A 26879-nucleotide genomic window follows, 5' to 3' on the forward strand; every position below is an offset into this window, starting at 1 on the left:
GAAGTTTTAATCTTCATCACCGCCGATGGATGTGCATTCTACAGCATTTCACATCCCTTGCAACCCCATTTTTTAAACTTTACAAACGCATGTTTATTTTATAATCCATAAAATCCATAAATTACTGTTTTATTTATAAAAATTATTTTAATAAAAGTTTGAGTTATTATTTAATACAAAACCAAATAATACCAACCTACTGATAAATATGAATTTAAATTACCACCCTCAACAAAAAGCAGGAAAAAACTCCTGCTTTTTGTTTATTTTCAGTTCAAATTAGAATTTCATACTGATTCTTGCCCAGTAATTCCGTCCGATATTATTAAATTGCTCATTGGCAGCAAATCCGAAACCGGAACTGCCCATCTTGTTCAAATGCTCGGCATAGGTACGGTCCAGTACATTATCGATGCCCACAGAAAGATCCATGTTGTCATTTACATGATATGTACCATTTAAAGAGAGAGTGCCAAAACCAGCACTTTGCTTTAGATCATAGCCGACAATATTGCCTTCACGCTCACTAATCCGGTTCTGGCGATTGACCAGGCGCCAGTAGGCACCCAAAGTATAGTTATCCTGGATATAACGTAAATTTACCCGAGCCTCCAAAGGTGAAATCTGTGGCAACGGCGTATTGTCACTGGTATTTTCACCCCAGGCATACATCGCACTCAGGTCAGCCTGAATCGCATCAGTAAACTGATATCCGATTCCGACTTCTGCACCTGCCACCGTTGCATCTACATTTCGGCTATGCGCTTCTAACATTCCCATATTACCTGTTGGCAAGTAAGTCGTGAGGATGTAATCATTGATCACACCTGCATATGCCGATGCCCATGAACTGAAATTACCATGTTCATGCTGGTAGCCAATATCCAGCTGTAAAGTTTTTTCAGTATCAATGTTCTTAAAGGTATTAGGATGACCATTGCCTGATTTTGGACTGAACAGCTCCCAGTAATCCGGCATACGTTCGACATAGCCAATACCAATATAAGTCTTGCCATCATCATGGTCTGGATGCTGATTCTCAAAACGCAAAAAAGTACTTGGTAAAGTTTCTTTACGCTCTTGGTTTGACTCCACTGCTTCTACTTTGACCTGATCCAGACGCAGGCCACTCACCAGCTTATGATTATCACTAACCTCATAACTGAGCTCACCGAAACCACCGATCGACTGGAATTCCATATCTTTAATACGTGGCTTATTCTGATACGCTGTCATCAGATTTCCGTTACGTTTGCTATGCTGATTATTCTGGCTATCGATACCTGTAATCAGCTGTAAATTATCCCATTCACTGGTCATTGCCATACGCGCATTCAATGTCTTACGCGCCACATTAGTGGCCATAGGCATACTCATCATACCGCCAGGCTTGAACTCGCGCAGACTATAGTTATCCATGACATGATCATTAAAATTGTAGTTTACCTGTGCTTCAATTTTCTTGATCACATCGCTGACATTTCTCTTTTCAACACGCAAACCCAGACTTTCACGGGCAAACTTGGAGCCATCCATTGCACGGCTGGCATACACAGCTTCACCATCCGCCTTGCCCCCGGTCAGCTCTACCCAGGTATCACTATCCGGTGTCCAGCCTAATGCAACGTCGGCATTCCAGCGCTCCCAATCGGAAGGAACGGTCGTGCCATTACCATCTTTATAACTGTCTGAAACAGAGCGGCTGGTATTCAGGCGAATATATTTCTGTGCATCACCTGCTGCAACTTCGACATTATGGTCAAGACGTCCGAAGGAGCCCAGCAGGACACTGGCCTGACCGCGATAGTGATTGTCTGCATCAAACTGTTCAGGTGAACGCTCAAAAATGACGGTTGCGGCTGAACCGGTATTGGCATATTGCACCGTCTGCGGACCTTTAATGACCGAAATCTGGTCATAGCTTTCCGGGGAAATATAGGAGGTGGGCGAATCCATCCGGCTTGGACAGGCCCCCAGATTTTCCGTGCCATCCGTTAAAATTTTAATTCGTGAACCGAACATACCGCGGAAAGTGACATCCCCATTGGTTCCTGCACCACTATTGACTGAACTAAAACCCACAATGCTTTGCAGATAATCTGCGCCATCTGTGGCAGGAACAGGCTGGATCGGCTGTTTAGGATCGGCATGGACAACCAGTCCATTGGCATCATTACCTGCAGTCGAGGTCACCACAATCGGCGCCATGGTTTGTACAGGCATGGCTTCATTGGCCATTACCGAAGCTGAATAACAGGCAATACAAATCGCAGCCGCAAGTGGCTGTAGAAAAAACTTAGGCTGAGCCATTTTCTATCTCACTGAATACATAAATTGAACACGGTCTAAGTCACTCAAGACCCAGACGAAAAACAACGTGGATTTATGCAAGCAGTGGTGGAGCTCTGCCCTGCGGTAACAGGAACAGCCGCTGCAGAGCAAACCAGACATGCTTAAAGGTTTTTTCAAAAGCCAGCAGTCTGACCTGGATTCGATCCAGAACTTCTTTAATGTCCAGTTCAGGCGGCAAGATCAGGTTGCCATAGACGGTACAGTACTGGCATTGATGGCTGGCATCATGCTCATGGACATCAGCAGGAATATGCTGTGCTGTGACAGAATGCTGAGCGTGCTGCTCGGCATGATGAGAATGATCAACAGAGGATTTGTCTAAAAGTGCATGCGTGATGGTTTCACAGACCGGAGCAACCTGATATTGCTTTGGCAATAAAGGCTGTAAAAATACCGCAATCTGTAAAAACACTGCTACCAAGGAAAGTAGCAGACCGCCCCGCAGGACCATAGGCAAGCCCTTAAATTTATCTAGGCCAAGTATAGCAAAGCCCAATCAGAATTGGGCTGGTTTGGCCATTAAAATAGACTTTGAAATTATCCTAACGTTTCACGGCTACTTTGTCTTTATTCCGCTGGCGTACCAGTTTTTCCACTTTTTCACGGGCACGCTGGCGTTTTAATGGCGATAAATAATCAACAAATAACTTGCCATTTAAGTGATCCATTTCATGTTGGATACACACAGCGAGAAGTCCGTCAGCATCGAGCTCAAATGCTTGACCTTCCAGATTAATCGCCTCAATTTTTACGCGTGACGGACGATCAACTTTATCGTATATTTGAGGGACTGATAGACAGCCTTCTTCGTAGGGCTGCGTTTCTTCAGTCAATGGTGTGATTTTGGGGTTAATGAACACCATCGGTTGATCTTTATTTTCAGACAGATCCATAACAATCAGCTGAATATGACGATCCACCTGAGTCGCGGCAAGTCCGATACCTGGTGCTTCATACATGGTTTCAAACATATCCGCAGCGAGCTGACGAATTTCATCAGTCACTTCTTCGACAGGTTGTGCAATGGTACGAAGACGGGGATCCGGGAAACTTAAAATAGGTAATAAGGCCATACTGCGTCCTCAATTATGCCATTGATCAAAAAAACCAAATGAAGGGAATGCTTCATCAAAAAAATGTGTGTAAGATCGTTATTATAACGCAACTACGCACATAATTTTAGGAATTATGATAATGAAAAAGGTTTTGAAAGGCATGCCATTTTTTAGTGCCTTGGGGTTTAAAAATCAGATGCTGGCACTTGCCGTCTGTGTTGGCGTCAGTATGGGGACCATTCATTCTGCTGAGGCAGCACCTGCACGCAACGTTAATCCACCGGCATTAAAAGCCAATGCACCAAACGTTTATGTGGTGAAAAAAGGCGATACGCTTTGGGATATCTCAAAACGCTTCCTGAAAAATCCGGTACGTTGGCCGGAAATCTGGGCCAGCAATAAACACGTGAAAAATCCGCACTGGATTTTCCCGGGTGACCGCCTGCTCATGTGTGATTACCAGGGCCGCCCGATTATTGGTAAAGACGAAGGGGATGGTTGTGAGGGTATTATCAGCCGCTATCTGGGCAGCACTACCCTGCAACCCCAGATTCGGGTTGAATCTTTAAATAACACCATTCCCGTGATTCCACTAGAACATATCAGGCAATGGCTAGAGCGTTATACCCTGATGGCGCCTGATTCAGTTCAAGGTACGCCCTATATTCTCGGAACTGCAGATCAGCGCGTACTGGCAGGCAAAGGCCAGAAAGTTTATGCACGTGGCAACGGTCTGGAAGTTGGTCAACGCTATGCCGTTTATCGTGAAGCGGAACCGTATGTATTTACGGATGCAAACGGCAAGAAATATACTGCTGCACTTGAGCTGCAACAGGTGGCGTCTGGTATTGCAGTACGTAACGAAGGTGATGTCACCACACTTGAACTGACGGACAGTTACAATGCTGAAGTACGTCGCGGTGACCGTGTACTCCCTGAATATGATCCAATGTTACCAACCCTGTTCTATCCGACCAGCGCGGAAAATATTGCTGCCGGCGGCCAGATTGTTCGCGTATTGGGATCAATTGGTACCGCAGCACGTCATAGTGTTGTCACCATTGACCGTGGTACGGCACATGGGGTTCAGACGGGTCATGTCTTTAGTGTCAACCAGAAAGGTGAAGTCGTGACTGATCCGAAGACTAAAGAACGTGTGCAACTGCCAGGCGAGCGTATTGGCCAGATCATGGTATTTAAAACCTTCGATCAGTTGAGCTATGCCTATGTGCTGGAGAGCGAATTACCAATCAAGGTTGGTGCAGGAATTCAAGCGCCTCTTTTAGATGAATAAATATTTGTCTAAATAAAAAAACTTAATAACAAGAAGACAACCCTATAGGTCTCAATATGCTGAACCCGTTATCGCGCGCGCAACTGGAAACAATTACGTTATGGTATCTGGTTCAGCATTCTCTTTCGAGTTTCCATAAAATCAGTCAACACTATGCCGAACTGACCCATGCCCTTCAGCCGGATCAAGCCCCTGTCTGGCAGGCACTGGGTATTCATGCCAATCATGTACAGCGCTTAAAAGAATTTTCTCTTCCCGAAGCCCAGCAGAAATTTCAGCGTTGTCTGCAGCAGATCCAGCAGGATAGTGACTTTGTTTTATTGCATGGCGATCCGCATTATCCGCAGCAGTTGCATCCTTATATAGATAAACCCCCAATCATTTTTGGTCAGGGTAGACCCGATACTCTGCTTCAGGCACAAATTGCCATTGTGGGCAGCCGCAAACCCAGTCCACACGGCCGGCAAGTAGCTTATGATTTTGCTTTTTACCTGAGTGAACAGGGTTTTTATATCAATAGCGGTCTGGCACATGGTATTGATGAAGCAGCACATCGGGCTGCCCTACAACATCAGGGGACGATTGCGGTAATGGCCACCGGACTGGATCAAACCTATCCAGCACAACATCAATCATTACGCCAGCAAATCATTGAGCATGGCGGTGCCGTCATCAGTGAGTTTCTGCCAGATACACTGCCTTTGCAGCATCATTTTCCACGGCGCAACCGAATAGTCAGTGGTTTAAGTCTAGGCGTGATTGTGGCAGAGGCTGCATTAAAAAGTGGTTCTCTGATTACGGCTAAATTGGCAGCCGAGCAAGGCAAAACCGTGTTTGCCATTCCGGGACATATTTACAGTGAGCATCATCAGGGCTGTCACCAACTGATTCGTGAGGGTGCGATTCTGATTGACCATCCACAGCAGGTAATCGAAGAACTGGCACTGGCGACGCAATGGCAGGCTTTGGAAAATACCCCCAAACTGGAAGTCGCTGCAGCAGAATCACAACAGATCCCGCCACATCTGCTCAGTCTGTACAACCAGCTGGACTGGGTGGGACAGAGTCTGGATCAACTGGGAACGCAGGTTCAGCAAGAGGTATCTGCTTTGACCAGTCAACTGATGGAACTGGAGTTACTCGGTTTTTGCACCCAGCAAGCCGGCCTGTATCTACGTTGTCGGATTCTCAAATAAGGTTCACAATAGCGCTTTGTTGTTTGATAAAGGTATTCACATGATCACTACCTCTGTTGCCGAAGCAGCAGCATGGCTTAAAGACGGACAAGTCTTGGCATATCCTACAGAGGCTGTTTGGGGCTTGGGTTGCGACCCCTATAATGAACAGGCATTTCATCAGATTTTAGAATTGAAGCAGCGCCCGATTGAGAAAGGTGTGATTCTGCTGGCAGCTCATCTTTCACAGGTAGAACATCTGCTACAGGATTTAAGCGAAGAAATGCGTGACAAAGTGATTGAATCCTGGAACCATGACAGGCCTGCAGAGCGTGCGACCACCTGGCTGCTTCCTGCAAATAAAGAGATTCCTGACTGGATTAAAGGTCAACATACTCAAGTGGCCGTACGTGTAACCACTCACCCGCTCTGCGTGGCACTGTGTCAGGCCTTTGGTGGTTTTATCGTTTCGACCAGCGCCAATCCTGCCGGCATGGAACCTGCCCGCTCACTTCAGGATGCCCTCCGCTATTTTGACCAGAACCTGAATTATCTGAATGGCGACCTTGGTTTAAGTCAGCAACCGAGCCGGATTATTGATGCACTCACTGGCGCGGTTATTCGTGACTGAGACTTAGCGGATTTAGTCGGGATATTCAAACCCGACTAAAGTTTTAAGACAAAAAAAAGCTCAACCATATAGGGATGGCTGAGCATAAAAAAGGATGTGCATAAATCACATCCAGAGGGTTCAGAAAATCTCTGGGAGCCTGATAAAACAAGGTTTTTTTTGCCTGATCATTCTCGATGGGCGCATTATGCGAGAAATTAGTCACAACAACAAGTACAATAAAAAACTCAATTAATACATTTTTTCTATTAACAAAGTAGAACTTTTATTAAAAATTCAAAATATCTCGCTCATTCCATTCCGATTTTAAAATAAAGTGCTAATTTTCTATTTATTTTTGCATTCAGAAATCAGTATTTAACAAATGAATTCTCTTAAAAAAACATGCCTGAATGATCAATATTTAAACGATTAAGGATTTTAAAAACTGGCCTACTTCCTTATGACTTGGCTTTTCCCAGGGTATTGCGCCCATAAAACCCCCAATAAAATAATACTGCCGCCAATAGTGTGATACATCGTCCAAGCTTCGCCTAACCACAAATATGCGACTACTGCGGTAAAGACAGGCATCAGGTTCATAAAAATACTGCTACGATTTGGACCAAGCTGCTGCACAGCCATCATCCAGAATAAGGGCGCGGCAATGGAAGGAAAAATTCCGGCATAGACAATGCTAGCTGCATTCGCGCTATTGATGCTGTCCAGACCTAAAAACAGTATCAAAGGAATATGGTAAAGAAAAGCCATAAAAATCTGGATATACAGACTCAGTAGTAGTGGAATCTGAATCTTCCATTTCTTCAGCAATACGCCATAACAGGAATAGAAAAATACCGCGATCAACATCAGCAGATCGCCAATATAACTTTCACCCACGCTTAAAAACTGCAGGCCCTGCCCTTGCGCCATGACATACATCAGGCCAATAAACGACAAAAGGCTTCCCAGCACTGCAGCCTGCGTCGGGCGAATCCTTAAAACAAAAATACCCACGATAATGGTAAAAATAGGAATAAAGGCATTGATCAGGCCCATGTTGGTGGCAGTAGTGTAGTGTGCCGAGCTATAAGCCAGTCCCTGATACAGTACCATTCCCAACGCACTCAAAATGGCAAAATGTCCGAGATGTGGACGGATTTCTGGCCAGGCTGCTTTGACTCTGGGCAACATAAAGGGAGTTAAAATTAGCAAAGCCAAGGCCCAGCGGTAAAAACTGATACTGATGGGAGAAATATAATCTGCCACATAACGGGTAACCGTCATATTCAGAGACCAAATCAAAACTGCGGCCAGGGGTAAGGCCATGGCCCACCAGGCTGCTTTTTGTTGTTGTATCATACTGTCATCCATGAGTCGCTGGTCTTGTATTAAGCTATTCCTATTCGCACCCTAGCATAATAGATTTTTCACATAATATTGCAGCAATTTTACTGCCTTGAGTAAATCAGCTCACCTGTTTGTACTTGTACTAAATCTGAATACCCGTTAAAACAAATACCGATTCAGTCGCAATAAACAGGAAATCTAATGACTCGCTCTGTATATGACATTCCGGTCAAAACCATTGACGGAACAGAAACCACTTTAAACCAATACCAGGGTAAGGTTTTGCTGGTAGTCAACGTCGCTTCTAAATGTGGCCTGACGCCGCAATATGAAGGTTTACAAAAACTGTATGATGACAAAAAAGCTGAAGGTCTGGAAATTCTGGGCTTTCCTGCCAACAACTTTTTGGAGCAGGAACCAGGCAGTGAAGCCGAGATTCAGGAATTCTGTTCGGTGAATTATAAAGTCGACTTTCCGTTATTCGCAAAAATCTCTGTGGCGGGCGAAGACAAGCATCCTTTATATACCACTCTTACACAGGCTGTACCGGAACGTATCGGCGAGGGACCTTGGTGGAAAGATCTGGTCGATTATGGCCTGACCCCAAACCAACCACCAGAAGTACTCTGGAACTTTGAAAAATTCCTGATCAATAAAAATGGCGAAGTGGTGGCACGTTTTGCACCAGACATCACTGCAGATGATCCACGGATTGTAGATGCGGTGAATGCAGAACTGGCAAAATAACGCTCTGCTCTCCCAATAAGCATTAAGATTAAAATAAGTATCTGTTTTCATAATGGGTACTTATTTCTATTTAAAACTCTTATTTCACTAAGTTGATATTCACCTACATTTGTAAAGACTCAACCAATCCGTGCACAATCAGCAATTGCTTAGGACGCAGGAAAATAATAGTCGAATGAAATTCCACACAATAAAGTCTTCAAGTTAATCGCCGGCCAAACGAGCCGCCCCGCTTAAAATAAAATATTTACTTATTCATTTTTATTAGATTTTTCTCACTTCTGTCTGGCTAATTATTTAAAATCCAGAAGAATTGTTATGAGTTTGCAACAATCTTTTTTATCTCCATAGTTTGTCCTTATATTAAATACTATCCAAATTCTATCACCTGTATCGAGACCCTGATTCCATGTCCAAAATTCTTGCCAATGCTGTCCTTCCTTTCGCATTATTTAGCTCGGGAATTTTACTGATGGGCTGCGAACAGGCTGTCGAAACACCTACTGAACAGGCAGATACAACAACGTCAGATCTGGAACCAACCTCTCAGCAACAAGGCTCGGCAACACCAACTGAACTTAAATCTGGCAATATGTTTTATATGGTTCGGGATGTCGCCGACTTGCAGCTCAAGGCCGGCAGTTATGTGGAACAGTTAAAACAGACCCAGACCGAACTGCAAACGGCGGTCGAAGCCAAAGATACCCAGCAGCTGCAATCCACTGCGACCCAGCTTCAACAGCAACTCAGCAGTTTTAATCAGGTGCTGGGTAACCTGAACTTAAAAAGTCAGGAAATTGACCAGATTCGTAATAATATGATGTCTGCAAACCAGCAAGTGCTGGCTTCTCCCCTCTTGAATGGTCAGGTGGATTTTAGCCAAGTGGACTTGAAAAAGATTGAATCGCAGATGGTCAATGTTCAAGCCGAAATGATCAAACTGGCCGGCTTGCTGATCCAGAATCCCGAGCAGAAACAAGGTTAAAACTCATTCAATCCCTTTCATCAAAAAACCAATCCGGCAAGAACCAGATTGGCTTTTATTTTCCCTCAATGAGGAATTAAAGTCGCATATCGATCACGATCCGGCCATCAATTTTCCCTTGTTCCATACGCTGAAAAATATCATTGATATTTTGCAGCGGCTCAACATTAATATGTGCCTTAACCTTACCCCGGGCAGCAATATCCAATGCTTCATTGAGATCCAGTCGTGTACCCACTATCGAGCCGCGCACCGTAATGCCGTCAAGTACCATATCAAAAATCGACAAGTCAAACTTGCCTGGTGGTAAACCATTTAGCACCATAGTTCCCCCCCGACGCACGATCGAGACAGCCTGTTCAAAAGCTTTGGGAGAGACTGCTGTTACCAATACCCCATGACAACCTTCTCCGGTGGCTTTCATCACTTCTTCTTTTACATCAGATTTCAGTGCATTTATGCCCACATCAGCACCCAGATTTTTGGCCAGTTCCAGTTTTGAGTCATCCACATCTATGGCAATAACATTAAATCCCATGATTTTGGCATATTGAACAGCAATATGACCCAGACCGCCAATGCCCGAAATTGCCATCCAGTCTCCTGTTTTAGCATCAGCCATTTTCAGACCTTTATAGACAGTGACGCCTGCACAGAGAATAGGTGCTATTTCAAGTAAATCCACTCCCTCTGGAATTACTCCTACATAATCTCCATCGGCCAGACAATATTCAGCAAAGCTGCCGTTGACCGAATACCCCGAATTTTGCTGTTTTCTACACAGGGTTTCCCAGCCCGCATAACAATGTTCACAATGGCCACAAGCCGAATACAGCCATGGAATACCGACAATATCTCCTATTTTTAAATGGTCAATGCCTTCACCTATTTCAATCACTTCTCCTACTCCCTCATGCCCGGGAATAAAAGGTAAGCTCGGTTGCACCGGCCAGTCGCCATGCATGGCATGCAGATCGGTATGACAAACACCTGTGGCAATGATCTTGACCAGGACTTTGCCTGGACGAACTTGAGGGATGTTGAGTTCTTGGATTTCTAAGGGTTGGTTAAATGCAGTTACGACCGCTGCTTTCATTGTTGTTGGCATATTAATTCTCTCTTCTATTATTATAATTTCAGATTATTTTTGAATAATCTCCTTAATTATAGACAATAGAAAAACTGCAACAACTATAGAATTGTATTTCTCCGCTATTCTTTAAAAATTCTTAAAATTTTTTTGGCTGTTATTTTTAAATTATGCTCGACTATCTCCAAACAAATATTTTTATTTACACATAAATATAAGAATAATAATGATTTAATTAAATTCACTATCAGCAGATATAATATTTTTATCCAAATAAGATAGCTTCAAATTTTAGACTACATCTTCTTAAGCCCGTATCTTTATAATAAGGTGATAATTAGTCATATTCGAAAGGAATTTAATCAATACTAATTAAAAGAAAGCCACTTCAGCAGTGGCTTTCTAGTTTGGTGTTGGGCTTATTTTTTGGGCTTTTCACGACGACCAGTTTTTTCTGTACAAATTCTCTGAAACCGTCAATGGAGAGTTCATGACCATAACCCGAGTTCTTGATTCCGCCAAATGGCAGTTCTGGCGCAGTATCGGTATACCAGTTAATCCAGATCATGCCCGTTTCGACACGTGAAGCCAGCTTTTTCGCCCGCTCGATATCTTGTGAATGAATCACGCCACCCAGACCATAATTGGAATCATTGGCAATCGAAACAATCTCATCCTCATCCTTGGCCACATAAATCTGGGCAACCGGACCAAAGAATTCTTCATACCAAGCCGGATTATCTCGGCTGATATTTTCCAAAATCGTCGGCTGATAGAAATTGCCTGCATGCTCATACGGCTTGCCCCCAGTGACCACTTTCGCACCATATTCTACCGCCTTATCGACCTGTTCGGTCAGCTTTTCCAAAGCATCAGCGGAAGACAGTGGACCCAGTGTGGTTTCAGGATCAAGCGGATCGCCAATTTTTAACCCTTCAAATACCTTGATCATGCCAGCCTTAAATTCTTCTGCAATTTTTTCATGCAGGATAAAGCGTTTGGCTGCTGTACAGACTTGACCGGTATTGTTCACCCGTGCTTGGCAGCCTATCTTGATGGCCTTTTCCAGATCAGCATCATCCAGCACAATAAAGACATCATTACCGCCCAGTTCCAGCGTTGATTTTTTAAGATGTTTTCCGGCCTGTTCAGCGACAGCACTGCCCGCACCTTCTGAACCTGTGAGTGCTACACCACGCACACGCTTGTCTGCAATTACTTCAGCGACCTGATCACTACTGATAAACAGATTGGTCCAGACACCTTTGGGTGCACCTGCATCCAAAATCAGTTGTTCAAAGGCTTCCGCACATTGCGGTACAATGCCAGCATGTTTTGCCAGAACCGGATTACCAATGGCACAGTTCGGCGCAAATACCCGCATCAGTTGATAAAATGGGAAATTCCACGGTTCAACTGCCATGATAATACCCAATGGATGATGCTCGACCCAGGCTTCACCCAGATCGGTCTGATAAGACACTGGCGCTAAAAATTCTTTGGCATGATCGGCATAGTATTCTGCAATTTTGGCGCAGGTTTCGATTTCACCTTCACTCTGCTTAATCAGTTTTCCCATATCCTGGGTCATAAGCTTGGCCAGTTCGGATTTTTGCGCTCGCATGTTGGTAGCCAATTTACGCAGTACCTCAATACGGGTATCGACCTGCTGTGACCATTCTGACTTTAGGATTTTTTCTGCAGTATCGAGTGCATGTTGAATATCTTGATCGCTATGCGTTGGGTAGTCTTTCAATTTTTGATTGGTAAATGGATTAATAGATTGATAAGCCATGGTTTTCCCTTTTTTCAATTATAAGTTTTGCCTGTTCTACACTTCTATCGCATTCAGCTATAACAAGCGAAATCTGTTCGAATCATTTAACTTATCATTGATTTTTTTATGGCGTGTGCAGGTTTACAGATTGGTTCAAAACATTACTGAGAAGGGGTAAAAGTGATATCGAGTGGTACAAAATTAGATTTTACTTAGTATGAATTTATAATTTTTGCTTAATACGTAGAAAGAAGTAATATTCCTTTGAAATAACATAAAAGATTAAATATTATTCAAATAATATAAATTTCAACTATCTACAATTATGAAAATAAGTACTTTTGAGCTTTATGACTTTCAGACAGGGCTATGGAATAGATTTGATAATGATAAATTTATTCTTGAAGAAGGAGAATCTGCACCACCTCTGTCTCCACCACCAACCACAGAAAAAGAAATTGCAGATGAGAAAACTCGATTAGAAAGCCAAAGAAATACTAAAGAACTGCTTTCTCAAAAATTAAAAACAGCAATTCAAATGCCCAATATTATGGTACTTGCAGGTAGTGGTACTTCTTTAGGTTCACCTATAAATGGTCCATCGATGTGGAATTTATGGGAGCGATGCACCAAAGATGACATGCATGAACTAAGTAATAAAGCTTTTAGCGAGAGTAAGTATGATACTTATGTAGTTGAAGAAAAATATAAAAATATTGAAGAATGTCTTTCCCATTGTGAATCTTTTATTCAAATCACAAAAGAAGACGACTGCATATCAACAAGAGAATTTGTCCTAAGTTGTAAAAAAAAGATTTTAGAAGCCTGCCAATTTATTACGAATGAACAAGAACAATTGACTAAACATCGTGAATTTATTAGGAAATTGTCCCGAAGAAAATCAAAAGACCCTCGTATTAAGTTATTTACAACAAACTACGATACATGTTTTGAAACAGCTGCTAGTAAATTAGGGATTACTGTTATAGATGGTTTTTCTTTTTCATTTCCTCGTATATATGATCCGAAGTTCTTTGATCTAGATATCATCAAAAGAAGTCCGACAATAAACTTAAACAATCCTCAATATCTTGAAGGCGTGTTTCAGCTATACAAGTTGCATGGATCTGTTAATTGGAAAAGAGAAAATGGCTACCCAGTCCAACAGGTTGATAAGGTAGAAGCTGAACAAAGTTGTATGATTTTTCCAGCTAAAGGTAAATACCAGCAATCATATGTACAGCCACACCTAGAACTAATCTCTAGATTTAACCATGCGCTACGAGAGCCTAATACGTGTTTAATTATTGTTGGATTTGGCTTTGACGACGATCATCTATCTGAACCTATCCTTTCTGCCATTTATTCAAATCCACATCTTAAAGTTATTATTTGCACACCAACTCTAAAAAATGACTTTCTAAAAGATGCCAACTCCACTTCACCGTATTGGGAGAGATTAAAACATGTTGCAGACACTCGAAAAAATGATGAAATAATCTTTATAAATAGTGATTTTGGAAAACTATCAGAAATTATTCCTGATTTAACAGCATTATCACCTGCTGAAAATCTTTACGAGAATCTCCAAAAAGCATTTGGAGGTCATCATGTTTAATGGAATTTTACAACCTGAACTGATGTTTGGAAAAGTAAATTCAATTAATGCTAGCAGTATTCAATTCAAATACATCAATGACAATCATGAACCTACATATTTTGGTGGAAATCGTTATGGCAAAGGTGAAGTTGGTGAATTTGTTATTATTGAAAGCCAAGTCAACTTAGTTTTAGGACGTATCATAGAAATAAAGAAAGATGATTTAGCGAAGTCAAATTTGGATATCGTAGGCCGTGTACAACTTCTTGGAACAATCCAAATGGATGATCTAAGAGTATCAGCAGGTGTGGATTACTATCCAAGTATAAATGATTTAATTTATTCAGCACCGCATGAATTTATTGCAAAAATTCCTCAGAAAATGCAAAAAGGAGATCCAAATATAAATTTACATATTGGATCAATTTTAAATGACAGTTGTGGAATTTCTATAACACCGGAAAAACTATTTGGACGTCATTTAGGTATTTTAGGTGCAACGGGCGGAGGAAAAAGCTATACGACAGCTCGAATCTTAGAAGAATGTTTAAGATTTAACTCCAAAATCATCTTATTAGACCCAACTGGTGAATATAGTAAATTTGAGGATAATTCAGTAACTAATGTTCACTTAGGTAGTCCAACTAATCCTGCCGAAAGCTCTACTGCCATAAAAATACCACCTGATTGCTTTGAAGAAAGTGATTTTATAGCTTTGTTCGAACCAGCAGGAAAATCCCAAGGTCCAAAGTTTAGAGAAGCTATTAGAAGTCTAAGGCTCGTTAAGCTTCTTGAACAGAATTCTCTGCATTCTGAAATGATTCAAAATGGAGTTTTCATAAAAATTGGACAACCTGAAGAAAATTATAAGATTGCCATAAGATCAATTCGCGATCGGTACTTGTTAGAAATACCCCATACCCCTTTTGACCCCACAAAATTATGTGCACAAATCAAAGAAGAGTATGTAACCTTAAGAGGTACAAATTATATAGCAGACGATTTCAATTTTAATCACTGCTTATCATTACTAACTCGAATTAACGGTCTAATTAATTCACATACTTTTAGATTTGTTTTCGAACAAAACCAAAATTCATCTCTTTTAGATGAATTGAATATTTTCTATAGCGACTCTAGTAAAAAACTTTTACGAATAGATATGAGTGCAATTGGTTTCGAATTTAAGGCTCGAGAAGTTATTTCTAATGTCATTGGTCGATTACTATTAAATAAAGCACGAGAATTATCTTTTATAGAGAAACCACTAGTTATTTTCCTAGATGAAGCACATAACTTCATAGGAAAAACAATTGGTAATGAAGATACCTTAGCAAAACTTGATGCTTTTGAGCTTATTGCAAAAGAAGGTCGAAAATTTGGTTTAAATATCTGCTTAGCAACTCAAAGACCTCGAGATATTACGGAAGGTGTTCTTAGCCAACTTGGAACTTTAATTGTTCATCGTCTCACAAACGATCGAGATCGTGAGATTGTAGAAAGAGCATGTGGTGAAATTGATAAAGCAGCTTCTGACTTCCTTCCAAGCTTACAACCTGGCGAAGCTGTCATCATTGGAAATGATTTTCCTATTCCCCTAACAATTAATATTAAAAAACCAACGATAAAGCCAAACTCTGAAGGTGCAAATTTCCAAAAAAATTGGTCATAAAAAAACCACCCTTTCGGGTGGTTTCTTCAATCTCAAACCGTCTCTTATTGAGCGCGGTTTTTGATTTTGCGGATCGTTTCCAGCTGAGCAGCAGTTTCTGCAAGAGCAGCCAAAGCAGCAGCAGCGTCCAAATCGCCCTTTTGATTTGCTAGCAATTGTTCAGCGTGTTTACGCGCTTCAATAATTGCAGCTTCATCTAAGTTTTCTGCACGGACTGCAGTATCTGCAAGAACCGTAACAACATGCGGTTGAACTTCTAGAACACCACCAGATACATAGATTAATTCTTCTGTACCGTTTTCCAAAATAACGCGGATCGCGCCAGGTTGGAGCAAAGTTACCAGCGGAGCGTGACCAGGCATAATACCTAACTCACCGCCAGCACCTTTAGCAATTAGCATAGTTACAGTGCCTGAGTACAAAGACTCCTGAACACTTACAACATCACATTGCATAGTCGCCATGAGAATCTCCTAAATTAGGGAACTAATTAAAGTTTCTCAGCTTTAGCAATCACTTCGTCAATACCACCAACCATGTAGAACGCCTGTTCTGGGATGTGATCGTATTCACCAGCTAGAAGACCTTTAAAGCCACGAATCGTTTCTTTAAGAGATACTAATTTACCAGGAGCACCAGTAAATACTTCAGCTACGTGGAACGGTTGAGAGAAGAAACGCTGGATTTTACGCGCACGGTAAACAACCAGTTTATCTTCTTCAGCAAGCTCGTCCATACCAAGAATCGCGATGATGTCTTTAAGCTCTTTATAACGTTGCAATACGTTCTGTACAGAACGTGCAATTTCATAATGCTCTTGACCAACAACTAACGGATCTAACTGGCGTGAAGTTGAGTCTAGTGGATCGATCGCTGGGTAAATACCAGAAGATGCGATGTCACGGCTCAATACAACAGTTGCGTCTAAGTGAGCAAACGTTGTAGCAGGCGATGGATCTGTCAAGTCATCGGCAGGTACGTATACCGCTTGGATTGACGTAATAGAACCAGACTTAGTCGATGTAATACGTTCTTGAAGAACACCCATCTCTTCTGCAAGTGTAGGCTGGTAACCTACTGCAGATGGCATACGACCTAGAAGTGCTGATACTTCAGTACCCGCTAGTGTATAACGATAGATGTTATCTACGAACAATAGTACGTCACGGCCTTTACCGTTTTCGTCTTTCTCGTCACGGAAATATTCAGCCATGGTCAAACCAGTCAACGCTACGCGTAAACGGTTACCCGGTGGCTCGTTCATCTGACCGTAGACCATTGCTACTTTGTCTAGAACGTTAGAATCTTTCATTTCGTGATAGAAGTCATTACCTTCACGAGTACGCTCACCAACACCAGCAAACACAGATAAACCTGAGTGAGCTTTCGCGATGTTGTTGATCAATTCCATCATGTTTACAGTTTTACCAACACCGGCACCACCGAACAGACCAACTTTACCACCTTTAGCGAACGGGCATAGCAAGTCGATGACTTTAATACCAGTTTCTAGAAGGTCAGTAGAAGCTGCTTGTTCTGCATAAGAAGGTGCAGAGCGGTGAATTGGTAAACGCGCTTCAGTCGCAACAGGACCAGCTTCGTCGATCGGGCGACCAAGAACGTCCATGATACGGCCTAGAGTCGCTGTACCTACTGGTACAGAAATCGGCGCGCCAGTGTTAACTACGTTCAAACCACGCTTAAGGCCTTCAGTAGAACCCATTGCAATAGTACGAACTACGCCATCACCAAGCTGTTGCTGAACTTCTAAAGTAGTTTCAGTACCATCTACTTGGAGAGCGTCATAGATCTTAGGAACGCTGTTGCGTTCAAACTCGACGTCGATAACCGCGCCGATGATCTGAATGATACGACCGCTATTCATTGCTGTCTCCTCAATTCAAAATAATGTTAAACGGCAGCGGCACCACCAACGATCTCAGAAATTTCCTGAGTAATCGCGGCTTGACGCAGCTTGTTATAAATAAGTTGCAGGCTCTTAATGATCTCGCCTGCGTTGTCTGTCGCTGCTTTCATAGCGACCATACGTGCAGACTGCTCACATGCGATGTTTTCAATCACACCTTGATACACCACAGACTCGATATAGCGAACCAACAAGCCATTTAAAAGCTCTTCAGCTTCAGGCTCGTAGATATAATCCCAACCGTATTGACGGTTAAGAGTCTTGTCTTCTTCAGCAGCAGCCAAAGGAACAAGTTGTTCGATCTTTTGATTTTGAGTCATGGCATTGACAAAGCCGTTTGACACTAGATAAATACGATCTAACTCACCTTTATCATAAGCATCCAACATCACCTGTACAGAACCAGATAACTGCTCAAGACTTGGAGTATCACCGACTTGCGTCGTCGCCCCAAGCACTTTACCGCCGTAGTTTTTAAAAAACGAAACCGCTTTTTGACCAATTAAAGCAAATTGAACTTCAATTGACTGCTCTTGTTGCTGTTGAACGTGTTTAACCACTTTTTTGAACAGGTTAATGTTCAAACCACCAGCAAGGCCGCGATCTGATGACACAATAATATAGCCAACGCGCTTAACCGGGCGTTCAACCATATAACGGTGTTTGTATTCAGGATTCGCTTGAACCAAATGAGCAATTACACGGTGCATATTTTCGGCATACGGACGGCCTTGAGCCATGCGCTCTTGCGCACGACGCATCTTAGAAGCTGCTACCATTTGCATCGCTCGAGTAATCTTTTGCGTGCTCTTGATACTAGCTACTTTGGCGCGAATTTCTTTTAAATTTGCCATACGCTTAACCTAGTATTCGAAAGCCCTTGCGAGCTTCCGAAGGTTGATTCCGTGAACCAAACCAACACTAATCTAGCAAGTTGCTAAATTAGTAAGTTTGAGTCGCTTTAAAGCTTTCAATACCTGCTTTGATTGCAGCTTCGATGTCTTTGTTGTAATCACCAGAGGCATCGATTTGTTGCATTAACGCAGCATGTTCTGAACGGAAGTAAGAAATCAACGCAGCATCAAAGTCTACGATTTTCTTAACGTCTACGTCAGCCATGTAGCCTTCGTTAGATGCATAAATTGAAACAGCCTGGTCAGCAATTGAGTATGGAGCATATTGTTTTTGCTTCATTAACTCAGTTACACGTTGACCATGTTCAAGTTGCTTACGAGTTGCTTCGTCAAGATCAGAAGCGAACTGAGCAAATGCTGCCAATTCACGGTATTGCGCCAAAGCAGTACGGATACCACCAGACAATTTCTTGATGATCTTGGTTTGCGCTGAACCACCAACACGAGATACAGAGATACCCGCGTTCACAGCAGGACGAATACCTGCGTTGAATAATGATGTTTCAAGGAAGATCTGACCATCAGTAATCGAAATTACGTTGGTTGGTACGAATGCAGATACGTCACCCGCTTGAGTTTCAATAATCGGCAATGCAGTTAATGAACCAGTTTGGCCTTTAACTTCACCGTTAGTGAATTTCTCAACGTAGTCAGCAGATACACGAGAAGCACGTTCAAGTAGACGTGAATGTAGATAGAACACGTCACCTGGATAAGCTTCACGACCTGGTGGACGGCGTAAAAGCAATGAAATTTGACGATACGCAACAGCTTGCTTAGACAAGTCATCATAAATGATTAACGCATCTTCACCACGGTCACGGTAGTATTCACCCATTGTACAGCCAGAGTACGGAGCCAAATACAGCATTGCTGCTGGATCAGATGCACCTGCTGCGACAACAGTGGTATACGCCATAGCGCCAGTTTCTTCCAGCTTGCGTACTACGTTAGCGATAGTCGATTGTTTTTGACCAATTGCTACGTATACACATTTAATGCCAGAGTTTTTCTGAGCGATGATCGCGTCGATCGCCATTGCTGTTTTACCAGTTTGACGGTCACCAATGATCAACTCACGCTGACCACGGCCTACAGGGATCATTGTATCTACTGATTTATAACCAGTTTGTACAGGTTGATCCACTGACTGACGCCAAATTACGCCTGGTGCTACTTTTTCAACAGCATCAGTTAATTTAGCATCGATCGGGCCTTTACCATCAATCGGGTTACCCAAAGCATCTACTACACGGCCTAAAAGTTCTGGACCAACCGGAACTTCTAATACACGACCTGTGCAACGCGCTTTTTGACCTTCTTGAAGGTTCAAGTAGTTACCTAAAACAACGACGCCCACTGAATCCTGTTCTAGGTTCAGTGCCATACCGTAAAGGCCGCCGTCGAATTCGATCATTTCACCGTACATAGCGTCAGCTAAGCCGTGAATACGCACAATACCGTCGGAAACCATAACAATGGTCCCTTCGTTCTTAGCGGTTGCGCTGGTGTCCAGATCGCCGATACGCTGTTTAATGAGCGCACTGATCTCGGATGGATTCAGTTGTTGCATTGCGCTATACCTCAATCTTTTTAAAGTTCAGTCTTCTTATTTATTAAGCAAGAAGACGAGTACGCATTTTTTCAAGCTTATTAAGCGCAGAATCATCTATCACTTGGTCGCCTGCACGAATAACTACACCAGCAATAAGCTCTGGTTTCACTTCCACAGAAACATTCACTGCTGCGTTAAAGCGTTTTTTCAACGCATCTGCAAGCAATTGTTCTTGGACAGAAGTCAATGGGAATGCTGATTCAATCACAACATCCACAGTATTGTTATTCTGTGATTTGAGCTGTTCATATTCTGCAGCGATTTCAGGAAGAAGTTCCAAACGGTTGTTTTCAGCAAGCAATGTCAAGAAGTTAGACACTGCTGCAGTTTGGTCTTCACCTAAAACTTTAGCAAAAAGAGACACCTGCTCAGCAGGTGTAAGCTCTGGGCGATTTAGATAAGCTGAAAATGCTTCGTCTTGCACCGCAGCACTGAGCAATTCAAGTGCAGTCGACCAAGAGTCAGTTGCACCCTGCTCAGAAGCGTAAGCAAATGCTGCTTTAGCGTAAGGGCGTGCCAACGTCAAGAGTTCAGCCATAATCCGCCTCTCTTAAAGTTTAGCAGCCAGCTGAGTCAGCATGGCATTGTGAGCTTCTGCATCAACTTGCTGGCTAAGAATTTTCTCAGCACCAGTCACTGCAAGAGCAGCCACTTGTTGACGCAATTCTTCGCGAGCAGAATTGATTTCAGTATCAACAGCTTCTTTAGCCTGTTGACGAATACGCTCACCTTCAGCCGCAGCCTGGTTACGCGCTTCTTCGATCAATTGTGCACCACGACGGTTCGCTTGTTCGATCAATTGAGCCGCTTGTGCTTTTGCCGCGTCCAGTTCAGCTTTCACTTGTGCTTGCGCATCTGCAAGGTCAGCCTTCGCTTTTTCAGCAGCATTTAAGCCATCAGCGATACGACGCTGACGTTCACTAATCGCATTGATTAGTGGTGGCCATACAAACTTCATGCAGAATGCGACGAAAATCGCAAATGCAATCGCTTGGCCAAACAATGTGAGGTTGATATTCATTGCAAATTCCTCAAATAGTGAATTTCGGAATTAAGCTGATTAACCTACAAATGGATTAGCGAAGATGAAGAACAAGCCAATACCAACACCGATCATAGGCACAGCATCAAGAAGACCCGCGATTAAGAACATACGAGTTTGAAGTTGTGGAGCCAATTCTGGTTGACGAGCTACAGCTTCAAGGAAACGGCCGCCTAGAAGACCAAAACCAATCGCAGTACCTAAAGCACCGAAAGCGATCAAGATAGCAGATGCAATTGCAACTAGACCTAAAGTGAGTTCCATGATAATTCCTCAGAGGTTAGGTTTTATACCAAATTAAGTTAAAAAATTGTGTGCCCAACCATCCGTTGACAGTTAGGCAATACCATTAATGCTTTTCGCTTGCCATACTCATGTACACGATAGTCAACATCATGAAAATGAATGCTTGTAGCGTAATAATCAAAATGTGGAAAATCGCCCAAGGCACAGACAACGCCCACTGGATCCAGAACGGTAATAACGCGATAAGAATGAAGATTAACTCACCCGCATACATGTTACCGAACAGTCGTAGAGCCAATGAAACTGGTCGCGCCAAGAAAGTGGTCAATTCCAACAATAAGTTGAATGGAATCAAAAGCACTTTAGCAACTGGGTTACTTGGGTTAAATGGGTTAAGTGCTAACTCACCAACGAAGCCGCCAACACCTTTCTCACGAATACTATAGAAAATGATCAAGAAGAATACAGAAATAGACATACCGAGGGTAACGTTTGGATCTGTAGTCGGAACAATTTTAAAGTAAACCTGATGAGGGTCTACACCCAGCATAGAAGCAATCGCGTGTTGAGCTACATAAGGAATAAAGTCAACAGGGATCAAATCCATCAAGTTCATGAGGAAAATCCACACGAAAATGGTTAAAGCTAAGGGTGCAATTAATCGAGACTTCCCGTGGAAGGTATCACGTACACTTGAATCTACAAACTCGATAATCATTTCAATTGCAGACTGGAACTTGGTAGGAACACCAGCATTAGCCGCTTTCGCAACCAACCAGAATAACAAACAGAAAATCAGACCCAGTCCGATAGACCAACCCATTGAATCCAAGTGAATAGCAGTGAACCCCATCTGTTGAGCTTCAGCACCGCTCTCGGCCAATTTCCATGTACCATCTGGCATTTTGCCATAGGTCATGTTGGTCAAGTGATGCTTGATATACTCGGTCGAAGTAAGGGCATGTTCTTCAGCAGCCATAAATCACACCTGGTCAATGTCAAAAAACTAATAGAACAAACGAATATCGCGTGCTGCTTGATATCTCGCCTGCTCCTGAAAAACTTTTCAATTTCTTGTTGTGTCTATACTCATTTTTGTAGACGTGACGCCCAAAACGGAGCGACCCACGACATGGCTTGAACAAGTATAAAACCACAAAACAACGCCACCGCTGACAACGGTTCGACATTGCTTAAAATTAAAATGAAACCAACAATCACAATTGCAAACTTTCCCATTAAGCCTTTATACATGTTCGACAGAACTTGTTTAGACGCGCGGGCTCCTGCTGCTCGAAACGATTGCCACGAAAAATAACAAGTCGCGAGCCAACATACGAGCGCACCTAATGCTGCACTCAAGGCTGCGGTTGAGTCTTTCACGACCCAGCCGATCAAGGCTGAAACAGGGATCATACAGGCTTGCAGGAGGACCAAAGCTTTCGCTAATCGTCGGTCAATCAAGCGACTAGTTCGGCTCATTATTTATTCACTCACAGCAATCATGCTTGACAAGTTTAACAGGTGATTATTTTTAATCGCAGGCATTATAGAGTTACACCCCTGAACATGCAATCTTTTCCCGACCTTAGTCGCGTTTTTTTAAATCGGGTCAATGCTGCTAAACTAATCAAAATCTGTGCATTTTTTAAATCATTAGCGCGCATTTATCACACATTTTTGAGTTTTTGCCGCCAATTGCTGCCACGCTTCTACGAAGTCCCCTGCACCGCTCATGCTTTCATCTACATCCTGGAACACCACCGGTTTGAGTTTTCGGTACTGATTTTCACTGGCATGACCTTCGGCCAGCAGACACATTTTACGTTGTGGACGATGATCCTGCAGAAACTTGATTTGTGCCACAGTTGGCGAGACATGCGGATCATCTGTTAATGCCCCCATGAATTTTAAATTCAGTGGGCGTTCCAGATACTGATAGGCATCGTGATAAGACCAATAGGGCTGGGCTTTACTGCTTGAACCATAACGCTGGGCCGTAGCAAACATGTTTTGTGCAAAGTCACGGGCATTTTTCCAATAGCGTTCGCGATGCTCCGGCAATTGCTGCGAACGCAATGCAGCAATAAAGAAACCAATCCGCACTGCATTGTTGGGATCAAGCCAGACATGCGTATCTACCGTATTTTTTAAGGCCTCGCCACGCGGATTACGCATCGGCAAGGTAGTCAAGATCCCGGAGTCTAAAAGTGCAATACCTTTATTACTTTCAGTCAGCACTTTGGCCAGCGGTGCCTCATGCGCCTGACCCAGCCAGATCACCAGACCGGCATCCTGAATGGTTTTACGATGTGCCGGGGTAAGACTCACATCATGTCCGCTCTGATTGGCCAGCAATAAGGTCGGCTGTTCCACGCCTTGGGTAACTTTCTTGGCGATCAGATAGATCGGCTGAGTAGACACCACCAGACTTTGTGACCAACTGAGTGTGCTGAACAAGGCCAGCAGACTGATTGCAAGGAGACGGAACATGGGCAGGAATCACTTAAAAAACGATAAAATCAGTGAGTGTTATAATATAACAAAAATACAAAAATACCTATGCCCAATCGAAACTCAGAACGCTTCATGCTAAGATTTGAAATCTATTAATTTTCAGTTTCGCACTTGAGGTGAACTATGGGTTCCTGTTCGCACGAACACCACAACGCATTGCACGGCGTGCACGACCATCCGAATGTCGCACAACGTCTTGTCGAAGCTGAAAGTCTTTGTGCAGCAAGCGGTGCACGTCTGACACCTTTACGTAAAGAAGTGCTGGAACTCATTCTGAATGCGCATGGTCCAATGGGTGCCTATGATCTGTTGGCACAAATGAAAAATGCCAGTGATCGCCCTGCGGCACCCCCAACCGTTTACCGTACCCTGGATTTTTTATTAAGCAAAGGTCTGATTCATCGCCTGACCTCGATCAATGCCTATATTCCTTGTTGCCATCCGCGTGAAGGACATCAGGCTGCTTTTTTAATCTGTACCCGATGTAAAGCCGTCAAAGAAGCTTCAGCGCAGGGTCTACTGGATCAACTCGATGCACTGGCAAGCTCGGACGACTTCACTGCACATCATAGTATTATTGAAATTTCAGGAATTTGTCAGCAGTGCCGCAACAAAGCTTAAGTGCTCCTCCCCTGATTCAGCTTTCCAAGATCTGGGTCAAAATCGATGAGCGCGATATTCTAAAAGCCATTGATTTCTCGCTGCAAGAGAAAGAAATTGTCACACTGATTGGTCCAAACGGTGCGGGTAAGTCAACCTTAATTAAAGTCATGCTCGGCATTCTGAAACCGCAATCAGGTGAAATCACGACTGCGCGCAAGCTTAAATTCTCTTATGTGCCACAGAAATTCAATCCTTCACATAGCTTGCCGCTCCGGGTAAAGGATTTACTGGCACTAGAAAAGTGCCCCGCCAAAATTAAAACCGAGATTATTCGCGATACCGGCATTAATAACCTACAAGACTCCAAAGTTCAGCAGTTGTCTGGTGGCGAACGTCAACGGGTGCTACTGGCTCGCGCCTTGTTGCGCCAGCCGGATATTCTAGTTCTCGATGAACCGATGCAGGGTCTGGACATCCAGTCCGAAGCGGAACTCTATGAATATGTCCGCAGCCTGCCAGAAAAATATGGCTGTGCCATTCTCATGGTTTCACATGACCTGCAATGGGTGATGCAGGGTACACATCGTGTCGTTTGTCTGAACAAGCATATCTGTTGTAGTGGCCTGCCAGAAAGCGTGCAGCAACATCCGGAATACCAGGCTATTTTTGGTACCAACCGGGTGTTTTACCAACATCATCATGACCACTGTGCTCATGGAGACTCTGCGACCCCCTGTCAGCATGATTCACGCCCTCATATCCACCCAGAGCCGGAAGCTTAAACCATGATGGATTGGTTACAACTCCTTTTACCTGCATGGATCATGGGTACGCTATTGGTATTTCTGACTGCCCCACTGGGCTGTCTCATGCTGTGGCGTCGTATGTCCTTTTTTGCCGACACCATGGCACACGGCACTTTATTGGGTGTAGCGCTTGCTGGCGCTTTAAGTTTACCGCTGTGGATGGGTGTAACTTTTATTGCCTTATTATTGGTGGCAATTTTGTGGGTGCTGCATGATCCGCGTCTGCCAAATGATGCTTTGCTGGCACTGTGCTCGGCGACGCTGCTTTGCTCAGGCCTGTTATTTATTCAGCATTTACCCAGCTTAAGACCTGAACTGCTCAGCTATTTATTTGGTGACTTACTCACGATTTCCTGGACTGACTTACCGACTTTTGCCATTGTCATTAGTCTGGCCTTAGCCGTCCTCTATAAAAGTTGGCAAGCGCAGATCCAAATTGCAATTGATCCGGACATGGCGGTCAGTGAAGGCGTCAATGCCAAATGGCAACGCCTGATTTTCATGTTGTTGTTAGCACTCTTTACCGTGCTCGCCCTAAAAGCAGTCGGTTCACTCTTGATGGGTGCATTACTGGTGATCCCTGCCCTGACTGCCCGATTACTGGCAAACTCCCCTCGTCAAATGGTGATCTGGGCCTTTGTGATTGCACAAATTGGGGTGACCGTAGGTCTCTGGTCAAGTGCAGGCCTCAACACTTCAACAGGTCTAACCATTGTCCTGACCATGGCCACCCTATTTGCATTAATTTTTTGTATCCAGAAGTTTAAAAAGCTGAGTTAATCTTTCTTTCGCATCATTATAACTTTCATATACTTTTTATTTTCTCTTGACCCATTCAGCCTCTCTCCAAAGGAGAGAGCAAACAATCTCTATTGATGCACCAAACTCAATAAAAATGCTGCGCCAGCAAATAAACCGGCAAAAGTCCGGTTCATGACTTTTTGTTGTTTCGGTGATCTAAGTAGCCTTAAAACTTTAGCCGCCAGTCCGGTATAACCGGCCATCACAATCAGATCAATTGTCACCATCGTTGCTGCCATAATCAGATATTGAATCCATTGCGGCTTGGACAAGTCCAGAAATTGTGGCAGGACTGCCAGTAAAAATACGATGGCTTTGGGATTACTCATATTGACCAAGAAACCATGTAATACCAGTTTCCCTGCCGATTTACGTGCCAATTCGTGTTTAATTTCGATAGATTGTGCGGGTGCTTTCCACTGTAAATATGCCAAATACAACAAATAAGCCACGCCAAACCATTTCACCGCCAAAAATGCCCATGGTGTGGTTGCAAACAAAACTCCCACACCTGCCGCAACCACTGCAATCTGCACCAATAACGCCAGTTGCAAACCCAGCGCATTCCAGTAACCATGCCGAAAACCATAGTTGAGCCCACTCGACATTGATGCAATTGCTCCTGCGCCCGGGGACACACTAATCACCCAGCAGGCCAGCATATAGGCAAACCATATTTGATAGGACATGAACATTTCACT

Annotated in this window: 27 protein-coding genes; 10 read left to right on the forward strand and 17 right to left on the reverse strand. The window is 43.3% G+C overall.

Going from position 1 to position 26879, the window contains the following annotated elements; all coding sequences use genetic code 11:
- Positions 1–279 precede the first annotated feature (279 nt).
- The 3 genes from VXP95_RS11760 to def all read right to left on the reverse strand — a co-directional run bounded on the left by VXP95_RS11760 (position 280) and on the right by def (position 3425).
- Complete coding sequence (locus tag VXP95_RS11760) at positions 280–2310, reverse strand: TonB-dependent copper receptor (RefSeq protein ID WP_416712087.1); 2031 nt, start codon at positions 2308–2310, stop codon at positions 280–282.
- Between the two features lie 73 nt (positions 2311–2383).
- On the reverse strand, positions 2384–2803 hold the full coding sequence (locus VXP95_RS11765) for a DUF2946 family protein (protein WP_064101731.1): 420 nt from the start codon (positions 2801–2803) through the stop codon (positions 2384–2386).
- Positions 2804–2894: 91 nt separating this feature from the next.
- Positions 2895–3425: a peptide deformylase gene (gene def / locus VXP95_RS11770; RefSeq protein WP_004644875.1), complete on the reverse strand. Its 531-nt coding sequence runs from the start codon at positions 3423–3425 to the stop codon at positions 2895–2897.
- 121 nt (positions 3426–3546) lie between these two features.
- Between def and VXP95_RS11775 the strand changes: the two genes are divergently transcribed.
- From VXP95_RS11775 to VXP95_RS11785, 3 genes are read left to right on the forward strand one after another with little or no spacing between them, the layout of a single operon-like run.
- Positions 3547–4701 carry a LysM peptidoglycan-binding domain-containing protein gene (locus tag VXP95_RS11775; RefSeq protein ID WP_064096963.1) on the forward strand — a complete coding sequence of 385 codons (1155 nt, stop codon included), beginning with the start codon at positions 3547–3549 and terminating at the stop codon, positions 4699–4701.
- 56 nt (positions 4702–4757) lie between these two features.
- Complete coding sequence (gene dprA, locus VXP95_RS11780) at positions 4758–5897, forward strand: DNA-processing protein DprA (RefSeq protein WP_416680956.1); 1140 nt, start codon at positions 4758–4760, stop codon at positions 5895–5897.
- A 40-nt stretch (positions 5898–5937) separates the two neighbouring features.
- Positions 5938–6507 carry an L-threonylcarbamoyladenylate synthase gene (locus tag VXP95_RS11785; RefSeq protein WP_064096961.1) on the forward strand — a complete coding sequence of 190 codons (570 nt, stop codon included), beginning with the start codon at positions 5938–5940 and terminating at the stop codon, positions 6505–6507.
- Positions 6508–6939: 432 nt separating this feature from the next.
- On the opposite strand, the gene VXP95_RS11790 is transcribed toward VXP95_RS11785, so the two are convergent.
- The gene (locus VXP95_RS11790; protein ID WP_416680957.1) at positions 6940–7848 is read right to left on the reverse strand and encodes a DMT family transporter; all 909 of its coding nucleotides are present in this window, start codon (positions 7846–7848) and stop codon (positions 6940–6942) included.
- Positions 7849–8037: 189 nt separating this feature from the next.
- Between VXP95_RS11790 and VXP95_RS11795 the strand changes: the two genes are divergently transcribed.
- Together VXP95_RS11795 and VXP95_RS11800 are read left to right on the forward strand one after the other, a co-directional pair.
- Positions 8038–8583, forward strand: a complete 546-nt coding sequence (locus VXP95_RS11795; protein ID WP_064096960.1) for a glutathione peroxidase — start codon at positions 8038–8040, stop codon at positions 8581–8583.
- 409 nt (positions 8584–8992) lie between these two features.
- Positions 8993–9568 (forward strand): hypothetical protein, encoded by a 576-nt coding sequence (locus VXP95_RS11800; protein WP_179992710.1) that lies wholly within the window; start codon positions 8993–8995, stop codon positions 9566–9568.
- Positions 9569–9644: 76 nt separating this feature from the next.
- On the opposite strand, the gene adhP is transcribed toward VXP95_RS11800, so the two are convergent.
- Both adhP and VXP95_RS11810 read right to left on the reverse strand, forming a co-directional pair.
- Entirely contained in the window at positions 9645–10676 is a 1032-nt protein-coding gene (gene adhP, locus VXP95_RS11805) for an alcohol dehydrogenase AdhP (RefSeq protein ID WP_416712088.1), read from the reverse strand.
- A 370-nt stretch (positions 10677–11046) separates the two neighbouring features.
- Positions 11047–12453, reverse strand: coding sequence for an NAD-dependent succinate-semialdehyde dehydrogenase (locus VXP95_RS11810; protein WP_416712089.1), 1407 nt, complete (start codon positions 12451–12453; stop codon positions 11047–11049).
- A 307-nt stretch (positions 12454–12760) separates the two neighbouring features.
- On the opposite strand from VXP95_RS11810, the gene VXP95_RS11815 reads away from it, so the two are divergent.
- Complete coding sequence (locus tag VXP95_RS11815; protein WP_416712090.1) at positions 12761–14053, forward strand: SIR2 family protein; 1293 nt, start codon at positions 12761–12763, stop codon at positions 14051–14053.
- Positions 14046–15707 (forward strand): ATP-binding protein, encoded by a 1662-nt coding sequence (locus tag VXP95_RS11820; protein WP_416712091.1) that lies wholly within the window; start codon positions 14046–14048, stop codon positions 15705–15707. Before VXP95_RS11815 ends, VXP95_RS11820 begins: the two co-directional genes overlap by 8 nt.
- Before the next feature lie 44 nt (positions 15708–15751).
- Here the strand turns inward: VXP95_RS11820 and VXP95_RS11825 are convergent, their stop codons facing one another.
- The 10 genes from VXP95_RS11825 to VXP95_RS11870 form a co-directional block, all read right to left on the reverse strand.
- Positions 15752–16171 carry a F0F1 ATP synthase subunit epsilon gene (locus tag VXP95_RS11825; protein ID WP_064096955.1) on the reverse strand — a complete coding sequence of 140 codons (420 nt, stop codon included), beginning with the start codon at positions 16169–16171 and terminating at the stop codon, positions 15752–15754.
- A 26-nt stretch (positions 16172–16197) separates the two neighbouring features.
- Entirely contained in the window at positions 16198–17592 is a 1395-nt protein-coding gene (atpD, locus tag VXP95_RS11830; protein WP_004280997.1) for a F0F1 ATP synthase subunit beta, read from the reverse strand.
- Between the two features lie 26 nt (positions 17593–17618).
- The gene (atpG, locus tag VXP95_RS11835; protein WP_004280996.1) at positions 17619–18488 is read right to left on the reverse strand and encodes a F0F1 ATP synthase subunit gamma; all 870 of its coding nucleotides are present in this window, start codon (positions 18486–18488) and stop codon (positions 17619–17621) included.
- Positions 18489–18576: 88 nt separating this feature from the next.
- Positions 18577–20121 (reverse strand): F0F1 ATP synthase subunit alpha, encoded by a 1545-nt coding sequence (atpA, locus tag VXP95_RS11840; protein ID WP_005094547.1) that lies wholly within the window; start codon positions 20119–20121, stop codon positions 18577–18579.
- Between the two features lie 43 nt (positions 20122–20164).
- Positions 20165–20701: a F0F1 ATP synthase subunit delta gene (locus VXP95_RS11845; protein WP_005094549.1), complete on the reverse strand. Its 537-nt coding sequence runs from the start codon at positions 20699–20701 to the stop codon at positions 20165–20167.
- A gap of 12 nt (positions 20702–20713) precedes the next feature.
- Entirely contained in the window at positions 20714–21184 is a 471-nt protein-coding gene (locus VXP95_RS11850) for a F0F1 ATP synthase subunit B (protein ID WP_064096954.1), read from the reverse strand.
- Between the two features lie 39 nt (positions 21185–21223).
- A complete protein-coding gene (atpE, locus tag VXP95_RS11855) occupies positions 21224–21469 on the reverse strand; it encodes a F0F1 ATP synthase subunit C (protein WP_000424060.1) in 246 nt (81 codons plus the stop codon).
- An 85-nt stretch (positions 21470–21554) separates the two neighbouring features.
- Positions 21555–22430, reverse strand: a complete 876-nt coding sequence (gene atpB / locus VXP95_RS11860; RefSeq protein ID WP_005094552.1) for a F0F1 ATP synthase subunit A — start codon at positions 22428–22430, stop codon at positions 21555–21557.
- Positions 22431–22540: 110 nt separating this feature from the next.
- Entirely contained in the window at positions 22541–22933 is a 393-nt protein-coding gene (locus tag VXP95_RS11865) for an ATP synthase subunit I (RefSeq protein WP_005173819.1), read from the reverse strand.
- A gap of 174 nt (positions 22934–23107) precedes the next feature.
- Complete coding sequence (locus VXP95_RS11870) at positions 23108–23944, reverse strand: metal ABC transporter solute-binding protein, Zn/Mn family (RefSeq protein ID WP_416712092.1); 837 nt, start codon at positions 23942–23944, stop codon at positions 23108–23110.
- Positions 23945–24091: 147 nt separating this feature from the next.
- Here VXP95_RS11870 and VXP95_RS11875 point away from each other — a divergent pair, with 147 nt between their 5' ends.
- From VXP95_RS11875 to znuB, 3 genes are read left to right on the forward strand one after another with little or no spacing between them, the layout of a single operon-like run.
- Positions 24092–24589, forward strand: coding sequence for a transcriptional repressor (locus VXP95_RS11875; protein WP_064096950.1), 498 nt, complete (start codon positions 24092–24094; stop codon positions 24587–24589).
- The gene (gene znuC / locus VXP95_RS11880; RefSeq protein WP_064096949.1) at positions 24571–25353 is read left to right on the forward strand and encodes a zinc ABC transporter ATP-binding protein ZnuC; all 783 of its coding nucleotides are present in this window, start codon (positions 24571–24573) and stop codon (positions 25351–25353) included. Before VXP95_RS11875 ends, znuC begins: the two co-directional genes overlap by 19 nt.
- Positions 25354–25356: 3 nt before the next feature.
- Positions 25357–26157: a zinc ABC transporter permease subunit ZnuB gene (gene znuB, locus VXP95_RS11885; protein WP_416712093.1), complete on the forward strand. Its 801-nt coding sequence runs from the start codon at positions 25357–25359 to the stop codon at positions 26155–26157.
- An 89-nt stretch (positions 26158–26246) separates the two neighbouring features.
- On the opposite strand, the gene VXP95_RS11890 is transcribed toward znuB, so the two are convergent.
- Positions 26247–26867 carry a LysE family transporter gene (locus tag VXP95_RS11890; protein WP_064101719.1) on the reverse strand — a complete coding sequence of 207 codons (621 nt, stop codon included), beginning with the start codon at positions 26865–26867 and terminating at the stop codon, positions 26247–26249.
- Between the last annotated feature and the right edge of the window lie 12 nt (positions 26868–26879).

The sequence above is a fragment of the Acinetobacter sp. 226 genome, from assembly GCF_048147925.1.
Classification (GTDB): Bacteria; Pseudomonadota; Gammaproteobacteria; order Pseudomonadales; family Moraxellaceae; genus Acinetobacter; species Acinetobacter pecorum.